This window comes from Paenibacillus methanolicus, assembly GCF_008124765.1.
Taxonomy (GTDB): domain Bacteria; phylum Bacillota; class Bacilli; order Paenibacillales; family Paenibacillaceae; genus Paenibacillus_Z; species Paenibacillus_Z methanolicus.
Window position 1 is genome coordinate 175,341 of record NZ_VNHS01000003.1, and the last position, 23,459, is coordinate 198,799.

Genomic DNA, 23,459 nt, shown 5'->3' on the forward strand with positions numbered 1-23,459 from the left:
ATGGCAGGTTTCGGGGGGTTCGCGCAATACGAGAACGATTAGCGGAGTTGAATAATGCGCTGGAAAAATTGGTATTTTATCTATAATTATGATTAGGCGGAGGAGAACCGAAGATGGCCTGGAAACACGATGTTCGCTTGACCGCGTCCGAACTAGCCAATTTGTGGACCCAGTATTTGAACGACAGTCTGGCGATTTGTTTCACCAGTCATGCTTTGGCGCATGCGGAAGACAAAGCAGTGCGCGATATCCTCAAAAGAGCGTTGGCGTTATCGGAGAGGCATGTCGCCAAAATCGAAGATTTCTTGCGTAAAGAGCATTTCCCTTTACCGAAAGGATTCACCCAAGCAGATGATCTGCTCAATATCCATGCGCCTCGACTGTTCTCCGATTCGCTATTACTGAATTACTTTTATGTGATGTGCATTCTTGGTTTGGGCGGCTATGCCGGGGCCTTGGCTTCTTCCGTGCGCGAGGATCAGCGGAAGTACTTCATGGAATGCAATACGGAGACGATGAAGTTGTTCGATCAAATTGTCGATGTGATGCTGGAAAAGGGGATCTTCTTCCGGACGCCGAACCTGAATACGCCCGACGGCATCGATTTCGTGGAGCGGCAAAGCTTCTTGACCGGTTGGATCGGAAAGCAACGGCCGATCAACGCCATCGAGATGAGCGGCCTCTATTACAACATGGCGAAGCTAGCCGTCAAAATCGTGCTCGAAATCGGGTTCGGTCAGGTGGTCGAGTCGGCTGAAATTCGCAAATATTTGCAGCGGGGAGCCGACATCTGCAACCATCAGTTCGATGCGATGAGCGACACGTTATCCGAGAACGATCTCCCCTCTCCCCGAAAGTGGCAATCGGAGATCACCAACTCCACCGTCGCGCCTTTCTCGGACAAGCTCATGCTGTTCCATGTCGTCGCGTTAGTGTCCGCCTCCGCCGCCTTCTACGGGGCCGGGCTATCCGTCATTCAGCGAAGGGACCTCGGCATCAAATATTCGCGCCTCGTCGCCGAAATCGGCCTGTATGCGGAAGACGGCGTGAACCTGTTAATCGCGAACGGGTGGCTGGAACAGCCGCCGACCGCGGATGACCGCAAGGCGCTCGCGAATCAGAAATAAGAGAGGCCGATTGTCGGCTCGAACGAGGTAAATATGCCGTTCGCAAGTATCGTCAATGAAATAAGCAAACGGCAAACAAGCCCGGAAGCCAGGCTCTGCATGCAGAACCGACCGTCCGGGCTTCGCGCCCTTCCCGCTTACTTATCGCCAGCCTCCAAGCTGCTGCCCGTCGAGATGGCCATGTCCGCGAAATTCTCCACATGGTGCTTCTTCTCGTAAAATCGGACGGCATGCCGCAGCACGCCTTCCCGCGTGTAGAACGGATCGTCGGAGAGCAGCGGCAGCCGCGCGCATTCGCCGGTGCTTGCCGACTTATAGATCCCCATAATCAGCTCCAACGTCTCGCGGCCGCTAACCCCGTCAACGAGCACGGTGCCCCCGGTCTCGATCGCGGTCAGCACGTCATCGATTTGAGCCGCATGCCCCTCGATCGGCAGCGTCGGCAAGCTGTCGTACAAGCGTTGGATGTTCGCCTCCAGCTCCCGATCATTTTCCGGAAACCCGTTCGTCTTGGAGACCGATGCCGTCAGCTTCCATGGCGCCGAGATCCGCGCGTTCAGCCCTTGAAAAACAAGCTGCTGCTCTTCTCCGTGGTGGACAACCGAACTCGTCACCTGTCCGAGCGTGCCATCCGGATAACGCAGCATCGCGATCGAGAGATCTTCGACCTCGGCATTATCGTGCGCCACGTTGCTCATGAACGCCTGAACCTCGCTTGGCCGCCCCCGCATCCAGAGCAGGGCATCGATATGGTGCACCGCATGGTTCAAGGTCGGTCCTCCGCCCTCCTTCTCCCACGTTCCGCGCCACCATAGATCATAATAGCCATATCCGCGCCACCAGCAAGAATCCGCTTGCGCATGGACGATTTTGCCGGCGAGCCCGCTGTCCAGCACGGCCTTCAATTTCATCATCGGCGTCCGAAACCGGTTCTGCGCGATGACGGATACGAGCTTGCCGCTCGCCCGGGCCGCCTCGTTAATCTCGTCGCATTCCCGCAGCGACGCCGCCATCGGCTTCTCGATGATGACATGGCTGCCGGCCCGCAGGAAATCGATCGCGATTTCGGCATGCACGTACGGCGGCGTGCATACGGATACCACGTCAATGCCATCGTGAAGCAGCTCTTTGTAGTCCTCTACGATCTTCGCGTCCAGCCCGTAAGTTTCCGAACGCCTCCGCGCTTTCTCCGGGTAACAGTCGCTGATGGCTACGATTTGACAGCGATCCTTGAATTGCAAATACCCTTCGATATGCGCGGTCGATATGGCGCCCGCCCCGATAATGGCGACTTTCAACATCAGCATCCCTCCGTCAGATGAGCTCTCGCACTCTCTCTAACGATACCTCGGACTCCCGCTCATTTGTCCTGCTTGAAAGGGAATAAATGACGCTGCATTGCGGATTTGCGCGTATGGCGCACCCGAGTCGCGACTCTTGCTAAACCCGCCTCTTATTCTGTCGTCCAATCATCCGAGATCCGAAGACCGTCTCCGGCCAGCCGCAGCTCGTGCGTACGCCCGCCGTCATCTCGCAGCTCGAATCCGAATTGATCGTTAAGCTCGTCGTAGTCCTTCGGGAAGATCGTCGCCGTCTTCAAATCGAAGGAGTCCGCATACTTCCGAAGCAGTCGTTCCACGGTCGCCTTCGTTTCCTTATTGTCCTCGACTAGACCCAAATGAAGGGCTGCGCTCTCCTTATCTTGCTCCCGGAGCGCCTGTACGTACCTTTCAATCTCCAACGCCGCGTACGGATACCGGCTGATCAGCGGTGAATCGTACAACGGCTCGCGGCGGGCATCGTCTCGGATCGCGTCCGTTCCTTGCGTTTTGGCGTAGCTGATTTGAAAAGCGAGCTCCCGCGTCTTGCCATCCTTCGTGCCCGTAATCGCATAATGCTGGATGTAGCGTTCGTCGCTCTGTTCGCTGGACTCGAAGCGCAGTTGCAGCTCTTCCAGCCCGTCGAAGTACAATCGGAACCCTTCCGCGACCTTCGTCATATCCGCCTCGGTATATTCGTTCTCCGCGTGCGACATCAGATTGGACAACGCATTCGTATCTTGCAGCTTCAAGGCGTCCAGGAACTTGCGGCCGTCCTTCGCCGACGCTTGCTCCAACGATTGCGGTTCGTCCGCCGGCTGGCCGTCATCCGCTGGCTTTCCCTCGACATCGGGCTCGGCAGGCTCGTTCTGCGTTTGACCCGCATCGGCCGCGGTCGACGCGGGCGCAGGCGTCGGCGCGGTCGGCGGCGTCGGCGCCTCCTCTTTGCCGCATCCCATCATCGCCGCCATCACGGTTAGCGTCATGGCGAGCGTCGCCGCCTGCCGTAGTCGTTTCGCGAATACCATCTTCTCCACTCCCATCGAATCTTTGTCGCCCCATTAGACAAAGGAGCTTTCCGAAAGGTTCCCTCGTTGGAAAAATATTTTTGCGTCTGCTCACTTCACAGGCAGTTCGATGCATCGGCGCCGAGCATGAAGGACGCGGATACCGCGCCGAACGCATAGATCCGTCTTCTGCGGCGGGCTCGGTCAAGCTTGGGGAGCATACAGAAATTCACGCCCTATTCACGACTTCTCCTTGTCTGCTGTGACCGTGATCACCTCTTCCCTCTCGCTCGCCCCGTATGATGAGAATATATCCCAGCAAGGAAGGTGACCTCGCTTATGACCGACGAAGGGAATGCACGCACCGAAGTATCCGCCTATGAGGCCGCGAACGGACGAACGCCCGCGCTTCAGACGCCGCTTCGTCAGCTATACGACGAACATGCGCCGCTGCGCCAGGAGATGGACGCCATATTCGAGCTGGCCCATGGCATCGAAGACGCCCCTCTCCGCCAGGCGACGGCCAGGCTCGCCGAACTGGCGGAACGAGTGGAACGGTTCGACGCGAACCTGCACCGCCATTCGAGCAAAGAAGAGGATCTGTTATTCCCGATGATGGCCCGCTACATCGGCCGGGACAGCGGACCGATCGCCGTCATGGAATATGAGCACGACCAAGCCAAGCAATGCTTGCGCCTCTTCAAGGAGCGGCGAGAAGACGGTTCGCAGCTCACGGACCCGTCCACGATCGCGGAGATGGGACGACTCGCTTCCGATGCCGTCGTGATCTTAATGGATCACTTCTGCAAGGAAGAGCACGCGCTCTTCCCGATGGCGAATACGATGCTGTCTCGGCAGGAGCTGGACTGGCTGGAGAAGGAATTTGAACGAATCGATGAACAAGGGGGAGAGCGAGCATGACAACGCAAACCATTCAAGGCGGTCAGCTTGTAGGAGATATCGTAGCCGTGTATTCCCAAGCGAGCAATGTGTTCAAGACGTACGGCATCGACTTCTGCTGCGGTGGACAGGTCACGGTAGCGGAGGCGGCGCTCAAGCGGAAGCTGAACGAAGAGGAGCTGCTGGCTCGGCTCAATCAGGCGTGCACCGAAGCGCGCCCGTCCTGGCCGCTCGACTGGCAGCAGGATGAGCGCAAACTGACCAAATTAATGGCGCATATTACGCGAAATCACCACGATTATCTCCGCGACGAGCTTCCGGTGCTGCGCGATTTCGTGGACAAGGTGGCCCGCGTGCACGGAGACGACCATCCGGAGCTTCTGACGCTTCGGAATCTCTACCATCAGCTGGCCGAGGAACTGCTCACGCACATCGACAAGGAAGAACAACTCCTCTTCCCCGCCATTCGCAACGCGGAAGCGGAAGATTCCGGGCCGGCGCTGAAGCTGGCGCAGGAGCTGCTCGGCACGCTTGAGAACGAGCATGACGGCGCGGGCGAGCTGCTCCGCCGCATGCGCGAAGCGACGCGGGACTATGAACTTCCGGCCGGCGCATGCCGAACATACAGCCTCGCATTCCGTAAACTCGAGGAGCTGGAAGAGGATATGTTCACGCACATTCATCTGGAGAACAACCTGCTGTTCCCGCAAATCCGATAAGACGGAAGAAGCCGATCGCGAGGCGATCGGCTTCTTCTTCTATTTATTCGATCGCTTTCAAGGCCTCGATCATGCGAATCCCCGAGACCTTTCGCCGCAGCAGCAAGCTGGAGAGAAACGTCAGCAGGAACGAAAGCGCCACGGCCGCCAAAATCACCGCCATGTTCAATTGGTCGGGAATTTGTTGATGGGTACTCGACAACGCCTCGATAATAAACGCGAATACGTAGCCGCTTATCGGCAGCGCCACAATGACCGATAGAACGGTTATCCAACTATTCTCGACGAACACGAGACGGTTAATCTGGTTTCGTTGATAGCCTAATACTTTAAGCGTGGCCAGCTCCCGCTGCCGTTCATAAATATTGATGGACGATATCGTATAGATAGCGCCGAAGGAGAGGATCGCCGCGCACACGATGAACATGACGAAAACAAAGCTGTTCTGCTGCACGATATATTGCGCGGACTTCTTCAGATCCTGTTGGTCCGTAATGGCCTCTACGCGTTGATCCTGTTCGAAGAACGTACGGATGACCGGCACGTCCGCGGCGCGATCGGCTTCGATCAGCAGCGAGGTTGGGCTGTACGCGATGCCTAATTGCGCGAGGTAAGCCGGCGTGCAATAAAACGACGGATCCGAATACTGCGCGGAGATGCTCGCAACCTTCATATCCACGGACACCGGCTTGCTTCGTTCGGGCGTCGTCACGAGAAGCTGCACGGTATCCCCTATCGCAATTCCGTATTGATCGGCATAGGATTGAGGAACCAGCACGCCGTTGTTGTCCAATCGGATGCTATTCTTGTTCGCGTCCATAAATTGAAGTAGCCTGTTCTCGCGCTCCGTCACCGTTAACGTCGCCAGCTCCTTCGCATCCGCCTGCCTGTATTCCGCCGGCCATTCCGCTACGAGGTAGCTGCTTGCGATGCCTGCGGGCAATTGGAGTTGGAGCGATTCAGGCATGGCGCCCGCCGCATAATCGATTCTCAAATCATACGTATTCGCTTCTTCGATCTGATCCGCGACTTGGAGTAAGGCGGTCTGCGTGCCGAAAGCCGTGATCAACAAAACCGTGCTCATGACCACGCCTGCCGCGCTCGCCAATGCTTTGCCCTTTTTGGTAAACACGTTTCTTAGGATGAGTTTGTAACGGTATGGAAGCCGGCTCCATAATCCGGGAACGCGCTCGACGAGAAGTTTCTTCATTGATTTCGGCGGTTTCGGCCGCATCGCCTGGGCCGCTCGTTCTCTTAATATGGATCTTGCGCTTAGATAACAAGCCAGCATGCCGAACGCGCTGGAGACAAGGATGGGTGGCGCGATCGATAACGGCGAGAGCGCGAATTCGATGCCCGGCAGCGAATAGGCTCTCGCGCTGGACGCCGATACGAATGGCACGAATACGGCCGCGGCCAGAGCCCAACCGATAATGGAGCCGATGATCCCGACAAGCACCGGATACCCCATGTAGTGCAGCAGGATCGTTCGATCTCTGACGCCCAGCGCTTTCATGATCCCGACTTGCTTGCGCTCGGCATCCAGCATGCGCGACATCGCCAGGAACAGAATCATCGCTTCGATGAGGAAGAGCACGAAAGGGATCACTCTGCTCATCAGCTGATTATTGCGGATCGTCTCCTGAATCTTCGCGTAGCTGAACGTTCTCTCTTTCGGCTCCTGGGCTACGAACGGGAGCCGGTGCTGTGTGGAAGCATCTTCAATGGACTCGCCCAAGCGGTCAATATCAAAGCCGTCGCGAGCATCGATGAGGATCTCATTGTAGGCGAAGCCGTCCGTTACCTCCGGTATGGACGCTTCCGCCATATAAGCCACGCCGTAGGCTTGATGGTCTTGGATGTCGTTCTTCTTGGCATGTTCGGCATTCTCGCCCAAGCCGCTGATCGTAAAAGCAATGTCTCTCTCGTTCACGCGTACCTGTATCCGGTCGCCGACTCGATATTGGTGCTCCTTGGCATAATGGGCATCCAACAAGATCTCGCCCTTCTTAGTCGGAAGGCTGCCCGACAACACCGCCGGCGTATTGATGGTATTGTTGGCCGGGATCGAGTGGATTTTCAGCGTGGCTTTATCGTCTTCGAAAGCTTGCGCGGCATCAAAGGTATATCGGCCCTCTGCATGGCTGATCCCTTCGATTGCACGTATTTTAGCCACCTCGCGTTCGGTAATCCGGTCGTAATAGACATTGAGGTCGCTTAGATTATGTGCCTTGAAATAATCCGTCGCGAAGGCGTTTAGGTTGCTGCTGTAGGTCACCAGCCCCGCGTAGAAAAAGGCGCCCACCGCGACGACGAGCACGAAGGCGATGAATGAACCAACCGATTGCTTCACGTCTCTGATTAACTTACGAGCGAGGAGCGCGAACATCACCATTCAATCCTTTCGACGCTTTGCTTATTCGGGTTGATCGCGACGCTTTCGATCCTGCCGCTCTTCACCTTGATGATTTTGTCCGCCATCGGCGCGATCGCGGTATTGTGCGTGACCAGCACGACGCAGGTTTTCGTCTCCCGGTTCAAATCCTCGAGCAGCTTCAAGACGGACTTCCCCGTCACGTAGTCCAACGCGCCGGTCGGCTCGTCGCAAAGCAGCAGCAGCGGATTTTTGGCGACCGCCCGCGCGATAGCGACGCGTTGTTGTTCCCCTCCTGATAACTGGGATGGAAAGTTGCGCATTCGATCCTGAAGCCCGACCTTACGCAAGATGTCCTTCGCATCAAGATGGTTCTTGCTTACTTCCGCGGCGAACTCCACGTTCTCGAGGGCGTTCAAATTCGGAATCAAGTTATAAAATTGGAAGACGAAGCCGATCTTCTCGCCGCGATAGGCGGTTAGCTGCTTCTCGTTCCACTTGGCGATGTCTTGATTCCCCACGTACACCTGACCCGAAGTAACCGTATCCATACCCCCGAGGATGTTCAAGATCGTGCTTTTGCCGGCGCCGCTCGCGCCCAGCATGACGACGAACTCTCCTTCCGCGATCGTAAAGTCGACGCCGCCCAGCGCCTTGATCCGCACCTCGCCGATCGTGTATTCTTTCGTCACGCCTTTGAATTCGATTAACGCGTTCACCGCTTTCATCTCCTCGTCCCCTATTCATCGAAATCCGCGCGATCCCGAGCAGCCTCCGATCGCCAATTCCAGCAATTGTCAATCCGATTATAATAGGCCGAAAGCCGCGGAACAACCAACTTCCGTACCCGCCGCGGCTGGACTTAAGTCTGGCAATGGCGAGGAACCGGAGTCGGAGGCGAGTCGGACTTGGAACGGAGGCGAATAGACGAATAGACGAATAGACGAATAGACGAAGACAACGAATAGTCGAATAGACGACAAAAAAGACCGCGTTAAACGCGGCCCTTAAGGGAGTGCTGCCTATATCGCTCAATCCGGAAACCGTCCAACGCCTTAATGAGTCGCCGCCGGTCTCTCCTTCGCTTTATCCGACTCTCCGGCATTGCGGTTCGCCGCATCCCGGTCAAGCTGCATCTCTTCGACCGATTTGACCGCGAGCCGCGCGGCGCCCCGATAATCCTTGCGCGTCGGCAGCAGCGGTTCGGTCGCCAGCCGGTGCTTCGCCGCCGCGATCGCGTCCTTGTACTGCGGCAGCCACTGCTCCTGCGCGACGAGCATCTCATCGACCATCTGCCAAATTTCCTTCGGATTGCAGACCGCGCCGACGAGCGGATCCATCATCATCGCTTGACGAAGCAGCTGATCGTCGCCATGAATGGCGGCCTCCACGGCAAGCCGCTGCACGGAGATGCTCGCGTTGCAGACGGCCGCGCAGCCCAGCGGCAGCGCTCCGACCCGAGGCATGTTGATGCCGTTGCGGTCGACATAGCCTGGCGCTTCAATGATGGCGTCGTCCGGCACGTTGCCGATGATCCCGTTGTTCACGACGTTGAAGTGGCCGCGGTAGACGCGCCCCGTCTCCAGCCCTTCGATAATATAAGAGCCGTGTTCCTCCCCGCGGTGCTCGGCCGCATATACGAACGGCGGCTCCTTCATCCAGTTCGGGAAATCCGTCTCGAACCAGCTTCGCCCTTCCGTACAGACGCGCAGATAACCGCCCGTCTCGCCGTTGATCCAGCTGCCGAGGTCGATCCAGTCGTTGATTTCCTCCGGACGCTTGCGGTACCAGGCCACATATTCGCTAAGGTGACCGTTCGACTCCGTCGAGTAGTAACCGAACCGGCGCAGCATGTCGATGCGCACCTTCTCCGTCTGGCTGAATTCGGGATGACGCTCGAACGCCTCGAGCAGTTTGCCCGTCATATCCTCGCCTTTGTGCTTCACCTGCACGTACCAGGTTTGGTGATTGATGCCGGCGCATACGATATCCACGTCTTCCTTGGCGAGTCCGAGCGCCTTCGCGATTTGATGATGCCCGCCCTGAACGCCGTGGCACAGGCCGATCGTGCGGACGCCGCCGTATGTATTGCACGCCCACGTCAGCATCGCCATCGGATTGGCATAGTTAAGCAGCAGCGCGTTCGGCTCCGCCACTTCGCGGATATCCCGGCAAATATTCATCATTTCGGCAATGCCGCGCTGGCCGTACATAATGCCGCCCGCGCACAGCGTATCTCCGACGCATTGGTCGATTCCATATTGGAGCGGGATATCCACGTCCGTCTTGAACGCTTCCAAACCGCCGATCCGAACGACGCAGAACACATAGCGGGCGTCGCGCAGAGCCGTCCGGCGATCTAACGAAGATTCGATCTGTATCGAGAGTCCATTCTCGTTAATATCGCGCTGACATAGCTGGGTAACCATCTCCAAATTGTGCGCGTTAATGTCGGTAAATGCAACTTCTATATTCCGGAATTCCGGAACCGCCAGCAAATCGCGCAGCAGCCCCCTTGTGAATCCGATACTGCCTGCCCCAATGAACGCTACCTTGAATGACATCGAAAACGCCTCCTTATCCTTATTCCGCCTGCAACAGGACCGATAGCTCCATTGTAGCAGAGCGATAAGGAATACGTTTTCACTATTGAAACGACTTGGCCTCTCAGTTGTCAACTATTGCAACCTCTATTTCTTATCCCAACCGACCAGCTCCACCGACTTGCGGTAAGCGGCCGGCGTCTGGCCGATCGTCCGCTTGAACAATTCGTTGAAATATTGCCTGCTGTTGATGCCTACATAGTCCGCGATGTCCGCGATTGGGATCGAGGTTCGCCCGAGCAGCATTTTGGCTTTGTCCATCCGGACTTGAATGATGTAGCTCGCCATGCTGATGCCCATCTGCTTGCGGAAAATACGCTGCAAGTATACGGGATGCAATTTGACGTGATCGGCTACGTCCTTCGCTTGGCATTCGCAGTCGTAGTGCTGCAGAATATACTGCACCGCCTGACGGACGTACCGGTCGGTCTGCGGGGCAAGGCCGGAACGTTGGTGCTCGGCGTACAACCGCGCGATCTGAAGCAGCAGCTGACCGATCATGAGATGGCTGAGGACTTCCCGCTCTTCGCCTCGGCCGTCCAGCTCCAGGACAAGGCTCTTCAACGTGATCTGCACGTCGCTCGGATCGGACAGCACGAACCAAGGCTTTCGCTCGCCGAGCAACGTTCGAAGCGCCGGCGAAGTTTCGGCCAGCTGACGCATGGAAGGCGCGACCGCGCCGCCGGGAGCGAACGTGAACTCGACGTTGAGCATGCGGCACGGCTCACCCGGATTAACGACGAGCCGGTGCGGCACCCAAGAGTCTAATACGATGAAATCGCCGCCGCCAAGCTCCACCGCTTGCTCGTCCGTCTCGACGACGCAGCGGCCGGAGATGACGTACATGATCTCGACTTGCGGGTGGGCATGCACGTTCATATGAAAATCGATCCATTGCCGATAGTAATAAGCATCGATCTGCGGCCGGTAGTCGCCGCGCCGCCATTTCTCGTCAAAGAGGCTGAACGATTCCAACTCGCCTCCACTCCTTCTGCATGATGTGCGCTAAGATAGGGATTTTCTTTTCCATAAAGTGGATGGTATGAGAGCCAATTGCAGCCGTATAGTCGCGCAATCGAATTGGCATATTATCAATAATCTTCTAACAAAGGAGTGGTCATATGTCAAGCAACAGAAGAAACAGCAACAGCCTGGTGGTCCCGCAAGCGAAAAGCGCGCTTGAGCAAATGAAATACGAGGTTGCCCAAGAGCTCGGCATTCAAATTCCTGCCGACGGTTACTATGGGAATATGGCAACGCGCGATGCAGGCTCCTTGGGCGGTTACATTACCCGTCGCCTGGTGCAAATCGCGGAACAGCAAATCGGCGGACGTTTCTAAATTGTTGTACTGCATGCGAAAGGCTGATTCGGGCATATGCCAGAATCAGCCTTTTTAGCGTATCGCCCGAGTTTGGCAAAAATCGTTAATTCAAACGAATCACGTTGTTCGATCAAATGAGCATATACACCTCAGCAAGATTGTATCATAACCTGGAAGAAGCACGCCTGTACTTCCGATTGGAGAAAGCGCTACTTCATGCTTGCGAGCTTGGCATCGTAAGCTTGCTGATAGATCTCCAAATACCGCTTCACGTTCATTTGCTCCAGATTCTTCACGTACTCCTGCCAATCCTTGGCTACGTCTTGGTCGCCCGTAATAAAACGCGCCAGCGATTCGTCGACGAAATCGTTGATCGTCTTCTGCAGATCGGCCAGCTCCGCCGACTGCTCGCTCGTGAAGAACAGGTTCGGCAGCACCAGATCGTTACTCGCCTTATAAGGCTCGTAATTCGTCTTCGTCTCGTTGTAGAGGATCGGCTCCAGCGATTGCTCGGGATGGTTCACTTCGCCAAGGCGCATGTCGTTCGAACGATACGACGGACCCGTCTGCGCCCAAGAATCGTTCTGTACTTGCCCATCGGGAAGCAACCGCTTCCAGATCGCCGGCTTGCCGTTAATGCCGATCTCGTCCTTGCTTGCCCAGTCCCACTGCTTGCCCGGAATGCCGACCACCGATCGGAGCGTCATCTCGAGGTCATACAGCGCGTCGGCCAGACGGAACGCGGCCTCGGGATTCTTCGCGGCCTTCGTAATGACGAAGTTGCCGCCGTTCGGATGATAGGCGCCAAGCGGCGCGACCTGCAGTCCGCCCGGTCCTCGGAGCGGCGCGAGCGTCGTATACTGCTTCCATCGGCCGCTTGCGCCGTTGTCCTGCGTCAGTTCGCCCATGTAACCGGCTCCAGAAGCGCCCAGAATCGGTACGTCCGGATTCTCGCCAAGCTGCCGCAGCTGGGCGCCGTCTTGCGTCAGCGCCTGCGGATCAAGCAGTCCCTCGTCGTACAGTTTATGCAAATAAGCGAGCCCTTCCTTCCACTCCGGCTTGTTGAACGGCACATCCGCTTTCCCGTTGTTCAGATAGACATAGTTGGCCGGATTATAGATGAACGCGTTCATCAGGAATTTATCGACCCGCGTCTCCCATCCCTTCGGCCCGCCGGAGAGCGGGATTTCATCGGCCTTGCCGTTCTTGTTCGGGTCTTGCGTCTTGAACGCCTTGAGCATCTCGTAAAATTCATCGGTCGTGGTTGGCTTCTTCAACCCCAGCTCATCCAGCCACGGCTGATACACCCACATTTTCTGAATCATCGAGCAGTGATAGCAATCGTTCGGGCTCGGCAGGGCATAGATTTTGCCGTCCGGCGCCGTGATCGCTTCTTGAATAAGCGGGTTCTCGGCGAAGATCCGTTTCGTTTCCTTGCCATATTTCTCGATCAGGTCGTTGAGCGGGATGATAATTCCCTGGCTGCCGTATACCATTTGCTGGGCATTCGACACCCACATGTTCATGATCACGTCCGGCAGATCGCCCCCGGCCAGCACGAGATTGAGTTTCTCGGCTGCGGCGCTGCCCGGCACGATATCCCAATCGATTTGGATGTTCGTCTTCTCTTCCAAGTATTTAGTGAATGCATTGGTGGCGAAGTCCTCGACCGCGCCGTTCTCCATCACCATGACGCGAAGCGTAGTCTTCTCTTTGGTGATCGGGAATTCGCCTGCAGGCGACACCTTCTCTTCGCCGACCGGGGCCGGATCAGCCGTGATCGGCGCGGCCGTATTGCCGCCTTTATCGGCGCCTGCAGCCTCGTTCCCTTTCCCGTTGTTGCTATTGGCGCACCCGCTTAGAACGAGCATGAGGCCGAGTATAAGGAGCAGTACCGGCTTGAAGCGATTCGTCATCTATGAACCCTCCCTGGTTTGGTTCCGATCTGAAGCCAGGCGGCGAATCCGCCCGGTTATCCTTTTAACGAGCCGATCATAACGCCTTTAATAAAATGCTTCTGCACGAACGGATACACCGCCATGAGCGGCAGCGTGGCCACGACAATCAACGAATACTTCAGCAGCTCGCTGAGCGCCTGACGGCGCGACATCTCCGTCACGTCGGAAATCATGAGCGGGCTAATTTGATTTTTGACCAGGATATCGCGAAGCACGAGCTGCAGCGGATACAGCTCCCGATCATTCAAGAAAATGAGCGCGGTAAAATATTGGTTCCAATGCGCCACCCCATAGAAAAGCGCAATCACCGCGATTATCGGGCCGGAGAGAGGAATGACGATTTTCCGCACGAATGAAAAATCGTTGCAGCCGTCAATCTGGGCCGCTTCCAGCAGCTCGTCGGGAATCGTAGTCTGAAAATAGGCGCGGGTCACGATCATGTTCCATACGCCCAGCGCCCCCGGGATAATCATGGCCCAAGCGGTGTTCAGCATGCCAAGCTCCTTCACGAGCAGATAGCTCGGAATGAGTCCGCCCGAGAACAGCATCGTGAACAGGAACAGAAACAGGATCGGCTGCCGGCCGTAGAAGTCCCGCCGGGCCAGCGGATAGGCGGCCAGGATCGTCATGACGACGTTGACTGCCGTCCCGGCGGCGGTATAGAAGATGGAATTCAGGAAGCTTCTGCCGATCAAGTTATGCTTGAATACCGCTTCATAGCCGGCTAACGTCGGTTTGACCGGATACAGCCAGACCTTGCCCGACATCACGGCCAGCGGATCGCTGAATGATGCGCTTACAATAAAGATGAGCGGATAGAGCACGGCGATCAAGAAGAGCGTGAGCACCACGGCATTGACCCCATTAAAAAGCCTATCGCTCCGAGACTCCGCAAGCATGGATGATTTCATCTCCGCCCTCCTTCTTACCATAGACTAGACTGCCCGGTCCGCTGCGCGAGTTTGTTCACCGTAACCAACAAGACCAGGCCGATCACGGATTTGAACAACCCGATTGCCGTGGAATACGAGTAGTTCACCACCTGCGAGACGAAAGCGACCTTGTAGACATAAGAATCGATGACTTCGGACGTGCGAAGATTGAGCGGATTTTGCATCAGCAGCACCTTCTCGAACCCGCTGTCCAGAATCGTGCCCGTATTCAGAATGAGCAGGATGACGGCGACCGGCATAATGCCGGGAAGATCGATATGCCACATGCGCCGCAGCTTGGTAGCGCCGTCGACGACGGCGGCCTCGTGAAGCGTCGGATCAATGCTCGCCAGCGCGGCCATGAAGATAATGCAGTTGAACCCGACGCTTTGCCAAATGCCCGACCAGACGAAGATCGACTTGAAGTAAGCGGGATTGTTCATGAACCCGACCGTCTCGAAGCCAAGCGCGCGGATGATCGTGTTGATCAGCCCGTGGCGCGGATCGAGCATCTCCAGAATAATGCCGACCATGACGACGATCGAGATGAAATAAGGCGCATAGCTGACCATCTGCACCGTGTTCTTGAACATGCGATTCCTCACGTAATTCAAGCTTAAGGCGAGCAGAATCGGGAAGGGAAAGCCGGCTGCCAGCGTATAGACGCTAAGGACGAGCGTGTTGTTCAATACGCGCCAGAACTCATAAGAATGAAAGAATCGCTCAAAGTGAGCCAAGCCGACCCACTTGCTTCCCAAAATGCCGTCCGTCGCCGCAAAATCTTTGAAAGCGATAACAATTCCATACATCGGAACATACTTGAACAGCACGAGGTACGTCAACGGGAGCGCGATGAGGACATACAACCGCCATCCCCGTTTTATTTGCCGCCAGGCGGACGGCTTCTTCACGACCGGTTGGACCGCCGCCGGCGATGACCGCATGGCATCCAGTTCTCTCACCACCTCGTCGGATAAGGAATTGTTCTCTGCAGAAAACGATAGCTCAACCTTACTTCGGCCGTCTTCGACCGTAAAGCGGAACCTGTAAGCGGGTTCTACACTTGTTAAGAAATGCGCCGGAAACCGGGCTGTGCCGAACGCGGCTGGTTACGCTTTCGTTAAGAATCCGGAGAATGACGGCCTTCAGCTTGGTCGGATTCCCGATACGCGGTCGCGCTAAGTCCATGTATGCGCTTGAACGCGCGGCCGAACGTATTCGGCGAGCCGTATCCGACTTGAAGCGCAATCTCGTGAATCGGCAGCCCGGAATGGACCAGCAGCCGGCGCGCCCGGTTCATTCGCACGTTCTCTAGATAGTCCGAGAAATTCTCCCCCGTCTGCTCCTTGAAAAACTGGGACAAGTAGACGCGGGAGATGCCCATCTGCGCGGCGACGCTTTCCAGACACAGCTCTTGATCCGCAAAGGAGCTGTCGATAGCCGCGACGATCCGACCCAACAGCTCGAGGTTGCCGCTCTTCTTCCGTTCCCCCGCCTGCCTGCAGATCTGATTCGTGGCGAGCCGCGCGCGCCGGAACCCTTCCTCCAATAGCTCGTAGGTGAAGGGCTTATTCGTCCTCGCGGCCATCTCGTCGAGGAGCGGCTGCGTGTCCGCGCCAACCTTCGCGTACAGCCGGAACACCGCCCCCCATATCTCGTGATACAGCAGCGTCAGCATCGGGATCGAGAGGTGCCGCTTCGTGAAATTCGCCTCCCGGATCTCCTGGATGATCCGGTCCACGCCAGGCTCATCCCCTGCAGTCGCGCAATTGATGAGCCGATTCTGAACTTCTGGCGGAAAATAATACAGGTGCTTATCTTGAGGCAGCTCGTCAGCATATACGATGCCCGGTTGGCTTAGCCATACGCAATAATTCAGCGCTTGTCGAGCCTCCTCGAAGGAGCGCGACAGCTCGAGCAACGAAGGATACAGCCCGCCAACCGCAAGGTGCGGAGCCGTCTCCGTAAGCAGGAGCAATCGCTCGTTCGCCTGCTTCAACAGGTCATCCAGCTCGGAGCGGCAACGATCCGGCCGGGTATCGCCCAGCTGAACCAGCAGCACGATTTTGTCCGCGGTCATATCATGGATGAGCCCCCGGCCGCCCATCGCTTCCGCCAGCTGCTCCTTGGCGCGAAGCCGAAGCACGCCCAGCTCCTGCCACAGATCGGCATCGTAAGCAATTGGTTCAAAGCCCCGGAGCTGTACGATGATCGCCGCACAATACGAGGCTTCGGTCATCTCGACTCCAACATGCTTCGATTGCGCCGCCGCTTCGGCCGGGTCGGCAATATCGCCCTTGAGCAGCCTCTCCAGGAAGGCGGAACGCAGCAGCGGCGCCTGCTCCCGAATCTGGCCTTGCAGCTGCTCGTTGTGCTCCAGCAGCGATACGAGCTTGTCGCGGATAAAGCGGTACATATTGCCGCGCGAACGACCGTCGTCTTCGAACCGCGCCGAAATCTGGTTCAGCATGAGTTGTACCGGCCTGCTGGTGCGATAAGCCAGCAGACAGGCAAGCGCAACGCCTGCCGCCAGCGCGAGCGCGATAACGGCGAAGAAGATCGTCTTAATATAATCGGCTTTGCCAAGCACGACGTGCTTCGGCTGCGCCACCACGTAGGTCCAGCCGTTGTACGCCGAGGTCGCGTACGTCACGAACAGCGGGCGGTCCGCGCTCGGCTCGATCACCCCTTCGCGGCCTGGTAGCTGAGCCTTATGCACCGGGATTTCAATCGCTTCCATGTTGCGCTTCGGATCGGAAGTGACGGCGCTCACTACGCGGCCATGTTCGTCGAGGATATAAGCCATGCCGCCGCCCGCGATATCCGCGCCGCTCAGCAGTTTTTGAATTTCCTTGTTGTCGATCAGGACGGCGATGACCCCTTTGGGAAATCCGAGCGTGCCCATCGAGCGCAAATAGGTCACGAGCGATCGGGTCTGATTCCCGTAGATCACATCCTGCGCAGGCAATACTTCCTTCGCATAGTACGTATTCGTCCACTGGTCGCGCCATTCGGCGTACGGTTGATCGCGAATTCGCAAGACTTGCGCATAGAACTTCGGCGTTTCATAGATGGTGTCTTCCGACAAGACAATATTGCCGCGGTTATAAATAATGAAGTAATCAAATACGAAATTATTGTACAGGGAGTAGTTGGCCATACGCTTCTGGGTATCCACCAGCAAATAAGTCGCGGCGCCCTTGAACGGCTCGGCGATGTCCTGCAGCCGCGTTAATCGCGAGTCGCCGTACAATTCCTGCACGATCCGGTCGATGTCCGCGAATCTTCGATCAAGCGTGGTCCGGCTCTGCGCGAGCAGGCTGCGATTCATCGCGATCGATTCCTCGCGGAGCAGCCGAGCGGTTCGATCATAGACCATCCAACCCACGAACATGAACAGGAGCAAAAAGATCAAATAAGGTGCCACCGTGCGAACAAACACGTTGTGCCGTCTCATGATCTGGAACACGGTATTTCCTCCCCGTCAATCCGTTCTGAATCCATACTAGAGGTTAGCTGCACACAAGAAAAAATCCGCTCAGTCGGCGGATATTCAATACGTATAATTCCTCACCTATATTCGCTAAGCAGCATCAGTACCAGACCTTGACCGTACAACGTCGGGTGCCGGGGAATCGAATTGTACGCTTCGATCGAATCCATGACCGGCGTGCCGCCGGAAACGCCCTGGACGATGCCGTCTTCCGGCACGAGGTCAAGCACGGCCTTCAGCGTCAGATCGGCCTGCGCCGCAAGTCCGGCATCCAGCCAACCGCTGTGAATGCCCCGTTTCATGCCATACGCGATCCCCGCGCTCCCGGACGTCTCGGGATAAAATTCCGGTCGGTCCAACACGGTCGGCCACAAGCCATCGCCGCGCTGATACCGCGCTGTCGCGCCCATTAATTCCCGATAACGATCAATGATTTCCTTCGGCAGACTCGCGAGCCCTTCCATCGCCTCGGCGATCATCGGAATCCCTGCAGCGACCCAAGCATTCGCTCGGGTCCATCTGGCACCCGACATCGGATGACCTTCCTCGCAATTCCAGCCGTGAAACATCAGCGAAGTCGCTTCATCCTGGAGCAGCCGCATATGCAGCAGCAGTTGATGGACCGCTTCCTCGGCAAAAGCGCGGTTCCCCGTCATCTTCGCAACCCGCGCAAGCACAAGAACGGCCATGAACACCGTATCGGCCCAAACCTGCTCGGCGAACTTCACATCCTCCGTCACCGTATGCTCCCAGGCTCCCTCCTTCGTTCGGGGAGCCTCCTCGGTCAGCCACTGTCCGGCACGTGCAGCGGCCATCTCATAGACCGAGTTCCCGGTGTACGCATAAAGCTCGGGCAGCACGGCAAAAGGCGCGACCGCGTTAATGACCCGGAGCCGCTCCGACTTGCCGATATTCCGGCGTGCCCAGTCATCCAGCCCTTCCATGATTTCAGCCTGCCCGCTTCTCCGCGCGTATTCCCCAATCGCAATGACGCCGACGCCGGGCACCCAATCCCAGCCGTTCATATCCATGGACCAGCTGCCCGTCTTCCCTTGGAGCATGGCGCCATAGACGCGTCGCGCGGTCTCGGCCGCGGATAAGTATAACGATCGGTTCGTCGTCAATTCGTATATCCTCCATCCTAATCCATGCGGCAACTAGCGCCGCGCGGCGGAATTTGATCTCACACCTGCTTGGGCTTCACATGCAGCCAATGTATAGCCAACCTTCGCCCGTTGACCTTGCCCTCCGCTCCGATCTCCCCTTGATCCTCGCGGACATCAATCCGGCATTCCGGTTCTTCGCCGCCAACCGCCAGCGCGAAGATAAATATCGCTCGACGGATTTGCGCCATATCGAACTCGCGCCGGGGCCCGGAGTATATAACATAGTCCGCATATAGGCCTGTCGAATCGCGATGCAGCTGCCAGCTCGGAATCATTGGCTGCTCGCTTCCCTCTTCTTCGAACACGCCATGCACAAGCCGCATCGACACGACCTTGTTCCCTACCTGGATGTCGACTCCCTCGTGCCCCTTCTGTTCCCCGGTCGTCTGCTCGAGACACCCGCCGAATTCCAGCCGAATGCGCAAATCCGACGTTTCGATGACGCCGTTCGTCTTATCGAGCACCGGATGCGTATTGCCGCCGTTCGTGAACCAATTGAGGCCGAACAGGATCTGGCCTTCCGCCTGATCGGCGGTAAGCAGCGCGGAAGAGAAGTCATATTCATCCAGCAGGAAGCGCAGCCGCATCGACACCGCGCCGGCACCGCCATCGAAATAGCCGACCAAGCTTCGGCATTGCGTCCACATGATTTCCCGGCTAAAGGAGCCGATCGCGTATTCACTCGTCATGTCGGTCGCGGCGAGTTTGCGAATCCCTCGCGTCTCGTCCAGCTGGTAAACTTCCCGTATCGAGCGTCTCTGCAAAGTTCGGAAGCGGTCGAGATGGCGGGCCGGACAGGCAATCCCGCTCTTATACCATTCGGTCGAGTAATCTAGTTCCTCCCAAGGCACATAGGAGGCGGCGCCTCTCGTTCCGAGCTGAAGAAACGAACGAACGGACGGTTTAAGGAGCGTGCCGTAGCTGCGGCTGTGCGGTCCGCTCCATTCGCCCGTCGGCGCGTGATAGTGATCGGCGATCATGCTCCAGGCCAACTCCAGCAGCTCGTCGCATATCTCCTTCGCCCGTTCATTCGACGTCTCCGACTTCAGCCGGGACAATTCCAATATCGTGATCGTCGCGTAAGCGGGCGAATTATATTCCTGGAACGTATTCAGACGCCGCGTGAAAGCGAGAAAACGTTCGAGCCGGGCCAGCCCGTATCGCTCGTAAGCAGCGTTGCCCAGCCATTCGCCGCCGATCAGCGTGACGAACGCCCCCATGATCGCGATATTCGTGTAGCTCGGGCCAACGTCGCGCTGCATGATCGCATCCGCGGCGTTCATGAGCGACTGCATCAGCCGCCGCGCAAGTTCCGCGGGAAGTCGCGCGGCATGCCGCGCCAAGACGAGCACGAAGTTCTTGCCGATAAAGTCAGCCCAATTCCAATCGGGAGGAGACATGGCTGCCAGCGGTTCTTCCTCGAACCACGACCAGATGCCGAACGTCGGACTGTTTCGGTCCGTATCCTGAAGGGAGATCAGCTTCTCCAGAATGCCGAATGCCCGTTCTTCATAGGCGGCCAGCCTGCTGTCGAGCAAGGCGACCGCCGCCACGGCGTTCGGGTACGTAGCATGCACATATTCGGCCTCGCGAATTTGAGTATGGTAGCCGGGACTGTCAAAAGGGAAGCGGTAGAGTTGTTTATCCGGGGTGAAGTCGCCGTCCAGCGACTTCACTTTCCGCGCCAACCATCGCTCATGCCACATCGTCTCCTCGTCCTCTTGAATGACAGCGATCTTCCTCTCCATCCGTTAACCCTCCCATCGTCCGTTTCCATGCGCAAAGAGGGATGGAATCCTTCGCTTCCATCCCCTTTACGCCCGGGATTCGTCGTTAATTGATTCCTCTTTGCTGCTTCAGCATGGCATAGATGTCATCGGCCAAGAACGCGTCTTCCCTGCCGGTCTCCCACCAGGTTGCAAACCATTGCTCCACTTTCTTCCCTTCGCCTTTCTCCCACGTATCCATCGCTTCCTTCATGGCCATCTCCGGCGTATAACCGCTGCCCCCCAGAACCGCTTTCACCCAGATATCCTCGATCGGCTTGCCGATGTTCGTCGAGATCGTATCGATGTCTTTCGGAATTTGCGGCAAATGCTCGGGATGCGTAATGTCGACGTATGGCTTGCTCGGATCGAGATAGATTTCGAGCGCTTTCTTGAACATGGCCAAGCCTTCCGCTTGAACCGGGACGGATGGGTTAAACTGCTGCTCCATCTTGCCGCACTGCGGATCCAGGATGCCGGAGCTGAGCATTTGCAGATCGGCGGTATACCCGACCTCGTTCTTCGATTTATCCGGATCGATCGGCTCCGGGCATCCGTTGGCGCCTTTCTTCCAGTGCTCGCCCTCGATGCCGTACTTTAACGCTTTGACCGTGTCCTGGCTTACGAGGAAGTCCACGTACTGCATGATGGCTTCCGGATTTTTGGCGTGCGCGTTCACGACCGCCGTCGCTTGAACCGGGTTCGTAAACGCCGGATTGAAGCGGCCTGCCGGGCTCTGCGGATAAGGAATCGGCGTGACGACGGCGTCTGGCACGTTCTTCTTGAGCGAAGCCAGCTCGCCCGTCGTGAAGTTGTACCAGTTCAGCTGAAGCGGATAGATGCCCAGCTTGCCGTTGATGAAGTCCTGCTTGGCTTTCGCTCCGTTCTTATCGTTCAGGAAGTCCTTGTCGACGATGCCTTCGTCGAACAACCGTTTCTTGAACGCGGCTACGGCTTTGAAGTTATCCCAGTTACGCGTCAGCTTGCCGTCCTTCTCCACCCAGCGGGTTGCCTGGAAGATCTGATCCACGACTTGGCCGGATTGGAAGCTGATCGCCATGCCGTACGTATCTTTCTGACTATTACCGTCGGGATCCTGTTCGGCGAAGGCTTTGGCCACCTCATATAGTTCCTCCGTCGTTTGGGGGACGCTCAGATTCAGCTTCTTGAGCCAATCTTCGCGGATGAGTACGGCATGGATCGGCACGACCTCCGACAGACGTGCGAACTCGTAAAGTTTGCCGTCCGATTTCGTTCCGACCTTCCCGAGCACCGGATAATCCGCGAGCATCTGTTTGTACGCGCTGCTGTACTGATCGATCATATCGTTGATTGGCATCAGCTGCTTCTGGTCGTACAGCGGGTTCTTAATGTACGGATCGTATTCGAAAATCAGATCGGGCGCGCTGGCCGAAGCGAAGAGCACGTTCAGCTTCTGCTTGGATTCCCAGCGGGGGACGGCGACGAACCTGACGTCGGACGGCCCTTTCTCGTTCAGATATTTGGTCCACCGATTCTCTTCCGTCGTCCCCTCCGTGGAAGGCACATTGCCTCGGTCATACACGGTGACGGATATTTTGCCTTTTTCTTTCGGCGCCTCGACTTCTGTCTGCTGGTTCGTCTTCGTTTGGTTGTTGCGGGTTGCCTCATCGCTCGTATTATCGGAGGTCCCTCCGTTCTGCGAGCATCCTGCCAGCAGGAAGCCTAGCGCGGCGAGCGATGCCGCATAAGCGACCCATTTTCTCCCTCTTGGTTGCTTCATACCGATATCCCCTTTCTACCGAACGATTGTTAACGTCGCGCCCCTTTGATGGTCTCATCCCTCGTCGTGCAAGCCGGCCATGACCCGGTTAAGCCATGCGCAACACATCCTCTCAAGGCGGTTTGTCGCTCGTTATCCTTTGACCGAACCCAGCATGACGCCCTTGACGAAATATCGCTGCAGCAGCGGGTAGACGATCAGCATCGGAATAATCATGACCATGATCCCCGCAGCCTTGATCCCTTCGCCGGTAATTTCCGCTACGTCGTCGGGCTGCGCATACACCATCTCCGTCAGCACCGACTGTTTGCGGATCATCTGCTGCACGAGCACGGTTAAGTTGTACTTGTGCGTCTCGTTAATATAGATCAACACGCTCATGAACGAGTTCCAGTACCCGACCGCGTAGAACAAGGTCAGCGTCGCAAGCGCCGGCAGCGATAACGGGAGCATAATCCGCATTAGCATTCGCCACTCTCCGCACCCGTCCATGCGGGCGGCTTCCTCGATTTCCTCCGGGACATTCGCGAAGAACGTCCGCAGCACGAGCAGATTATAGACGCTTACCGCCGCCGGGAGCCACAATGACCAATACGTATTGATCAAGCCCAGCTGTTTCATCAGCAGATAGTGCGGAATCATTCCCCCGGCGAACATCATCGTGAAGACGGCGGCAAGCGTGAAGAACCTCCGGCCGATGAAATAGGCGCGCGATAACGGATACGCCGTCAATATCGTCATGATCATCGAGATGGCCGAACCGACCAAGGTGATGACCGCGCTGTTGCCGAATGCCGGGATGATCCGCGTATTCTCGAACAGCTGTCTATACGACTCGATCGACCAGCCTCGCGGCCAGAACGTGACGATCCCCGACATTATAGAATGCGCGTCGCTCAGCGACAACGAAACGATATGCAGCAGCGGAAACAGACAAGTCAGCGCGATCAGTAACAATATCCCGTAGTTGCACGCATAGAAAATCTTGTCGCCAAACGAGTCTTTCATCGC

18 protein-coding genes are annotated in these 23,459 nt (G+C 56.8%); 4 read left to right on the forward strand and 14 right to left on the reverse strand.

Annotated features, from left to right (window positions below):
* Positions 1–113 precede the first annotated feature (113 nt).
* Positions 114–1,127: a DUF3231 family protein gene (locus tag BCM02_RS09735; RefSeq protein WP_148928893.1), complete on the forward strand. Its 1,014-nt coding sequence runs from the start codon at positions 114–116 to the stop codon at positions 1,125–1,127.
* Between the two features lie 137 nt (positions 1,128–1,264).
* Here the strand turns inward: BCM02_RS09735 and BCM02_RS09740 are convergent, their stop codons facing one another.
* Together BCM02_RS09740 and BCM02_RS09745 are read right to left on the reverse strand one after the other, a co-directional pair.
* Positions 1,265–2,428 (reverse strand): Gfo/Idh/MocA family protein, encoded by a 1,164-nt coding sequence (locus BCM02_RS09740; RefSeq protein ID WP_148928894.1) that lies wholly within the window; start codon positions 2,426–2,428, stop codon positions 1,265–1,267.
* Positions 2,429–2,580: 152 nt separating this feature from the next.
* Positions 2,581–3,474 (reverse strand): hypothetical protein, encoded by an 894-nt coding sequence (locus tag BCM02_RS09745; protein ID WP_148928895.1) that lies wholly within the window; start codon positions 3,472–3,474, stop codon positions 2,581–2,583.
* 318 nt (positions 3,475–3,792) lie between these two features.
* On the opposite strand from BCM02_RS09745, the gene BCM02_RS09750 reads away from it, so the two are divergent.
* Positions 3,793–4,374, forward strand: coding sequence for a hemerythrin domain-containing protein (locus BCM02_RS09750; RefSeq protein ID WP_148928896.1), 582 nt, complete (start codon positions 3,793–3,795; stop codon positions 4,372–4,374).
* Entirely contained in the window at positions 4,371–5,072 is a 702-nt protein-coding gene (gene ric / locus BCM02_RS09755) for an iron-sulfur cluster repair di-iron protein (protein ID WP_148928897.1), read from the forward strand. Before BCM02_RS09750 ends, ric begins: the two co-directional genes overlap by 4 nt.
* Before the next feature lie 43 nt (positions 5,073–5,115).
* Here ric and BCM02_RS09760 read toward each other — a convergent pair whose 3' ends face one another.
* The 4 genes from BCM02_RS09760 to BCM02_RS09775 form a co-directional block, all read right to left on the reverse strand.
* Positions 5,116–7,461: an ABC transporter permease gene (locus BCM02_RS09760; protein WP_148928898.1), complete on the reverse strand. Its 2,346-nt coding sequence runs from the start codon at positions 7,459–7,461 to the stop codon at positions 5,116–5,118.
* The gene (locus BCM02_RS09765) at positions 7,461–8,165 is read right to left on the reverse strand and encodes an ABC transporter ATP-binding protein (protein WP_148929224.1); all 705 of its coding nucleotides are present in this window, start codon (positions 8,163–8,165) and stop codon (positions 7,461–7,463) included. The genes BCM02_RS09760 and BCM02_RS09765 overlap by 1 nt, the downstream gene beginning before the upstream one ends.
* Before the next feature lie 336 nt (positions 8,166–8,501).
* Positions 8,502–10,010, reverse strand: coding sequence for an alpha-glucosidase/alpha-galactosidase (gene melA / locus BCM02_RS09770; protein WP_148928899.1), 1,509 nt, complete (start codon positions 10,008–10,010; stop codon positions 8,502–8,504).
* Between the two features lie 126 nt (positions 10,011–10,136).
* Positions 10,137–11,024: an AraC family transcriptional regulator gene (locus tag BCM02_RS09775; RefSeq protein ID WP_246183293.1), complete on the reverse strand. Its 888-nt coding sequence runs from the start codon at positions 11,022–11,024 to the stop codon at positions 10,137–10,139.
* Between the two features lie 146 nt (positions 11,025–11,170).
* Here BCM02_RS09775 and BCM02_RS09780 point away from each other — a divergent pair, with 146 nt between their 5' ends.
* Positions 11,171–11,389, forward strand: a complete 219-nt coding sequence (locus tag BCM02_RS09780) for an alpha/beta-type small acid-soluble spore protein (RefSeq protein ID WP_148928900.1) — start codon at positions 11,171–11,173, stop codon at positions 11,387–11,389.
* A 191-nt stretch (positions 11,390–11,580) separates the two neighbouring features.
* On the opposite strand, the gene BCM02_RS09785 is transcribed toward BCM02_RS09780, so the two are convergent.
* The 8 genes from BCM02_RS09785 to BCM02_RS09820 form a co-directional block, all read right to left on the reverse strand.
* Positions 11,581–13,287 (reverse strand): ABC transporter substrate-binding protein, encoded by a 1,707-nt coding sequence (locus BCM02_RS09785; RefSeq protein ID WP_148928901.1) that lies wholly within the window; start codon positions 13,285–13,287, stop codon positions 11,581–11,583.
* A gap of 56 nt (positions 13,288–13,343) precedes the next feature.
* The gene (locus tag BCM02_RS09790; RefSeq protein ID WP_148928902.1) at positions 13,344–14,240 is read right to left on the reverse strand and encodes a carbohydrate ABC transporter permease; all 897 of its coding nucleotides are present in this window, start codon (positions 14,238–14,240) and stop codon (positions 13,344–13,346) included.
* A gap of 14 nt (positions 14,241–14,254) precedes the next feature.
* Complete coding sequence (locus BCM02_RS09795) at positions 14,255–15,214, reverse strand: ABC transporter permease (protein ID WP_425466169.1); 960 nt, start codon at positions 15,212–15,214, stop codon at positions 14,255–14,257.
* 167 nt (positions 15,215–15,381) lie between these two features.
* The gene (locus BCM02_RS09800) at positions 15,382–17,730 is read right to left on the reverse strand and encodes a helix-turn-helix domain-containing protein (RefSeq protein WP_148928904.1); all 2,349 of its coding nucleotides are present in this window, start codon (positions 17,728–17,730) and stop codon (positions 15,382–15,384) included.
* Positions 17,731–17,831: 101 nt separating this feature from the next.
* Positions 17,832–18,878: a glycoside hydrolase family 88/105 protein gene (locus BCM02_RS09805; RefSeq protein WP_148928905.1), complete on the reverse strand. Its 1,047-nt coding sequence runs from the start codon at positions 18,876–18,878 to the stop codon at positions 17,832–17,834.
* Positions 18,879–18,937: 59 nt separating this feature from the next.
* Positions 18,938–20,668, reverse strand: coding sequence for a hypothetical protein (locus tag BCM02_RS09810; protein WP_148928906.1), 1,731 nt, complete (start codon positions 20,666–20,668; stop codon positions 18,938–18,940).
* A gap of 85 nt (positions 20,669–20,753) precedes the next feature.
* Positions 20,754–22,448 (reverse strand): type 2 periplasmic-binding domain-containing protein, encoded by a 1,695-nt coding sequence (locus BCM02_RS09815; RefSeq protein ID WP_148928907.1) that lies wholly within the window; start codon positions 22,446–22,448, stop codon positions 20,754–20,756.
* A 132-nt stretch (positions 22,449–22,580) separates the two neighbouring features.
* Positions 22,581–23,456, reverse strand: a complete 876-nt coding sequence (locus tag BCM02_RS09820; protein WP_148928908.1) for a carbohydrate ABC transporter permease — start codon at positions 23,454–23,456, stop codon at positions 22,581–22,583.
* Positions 23,457–23,459: the final 3 nt, after the last annotated feature.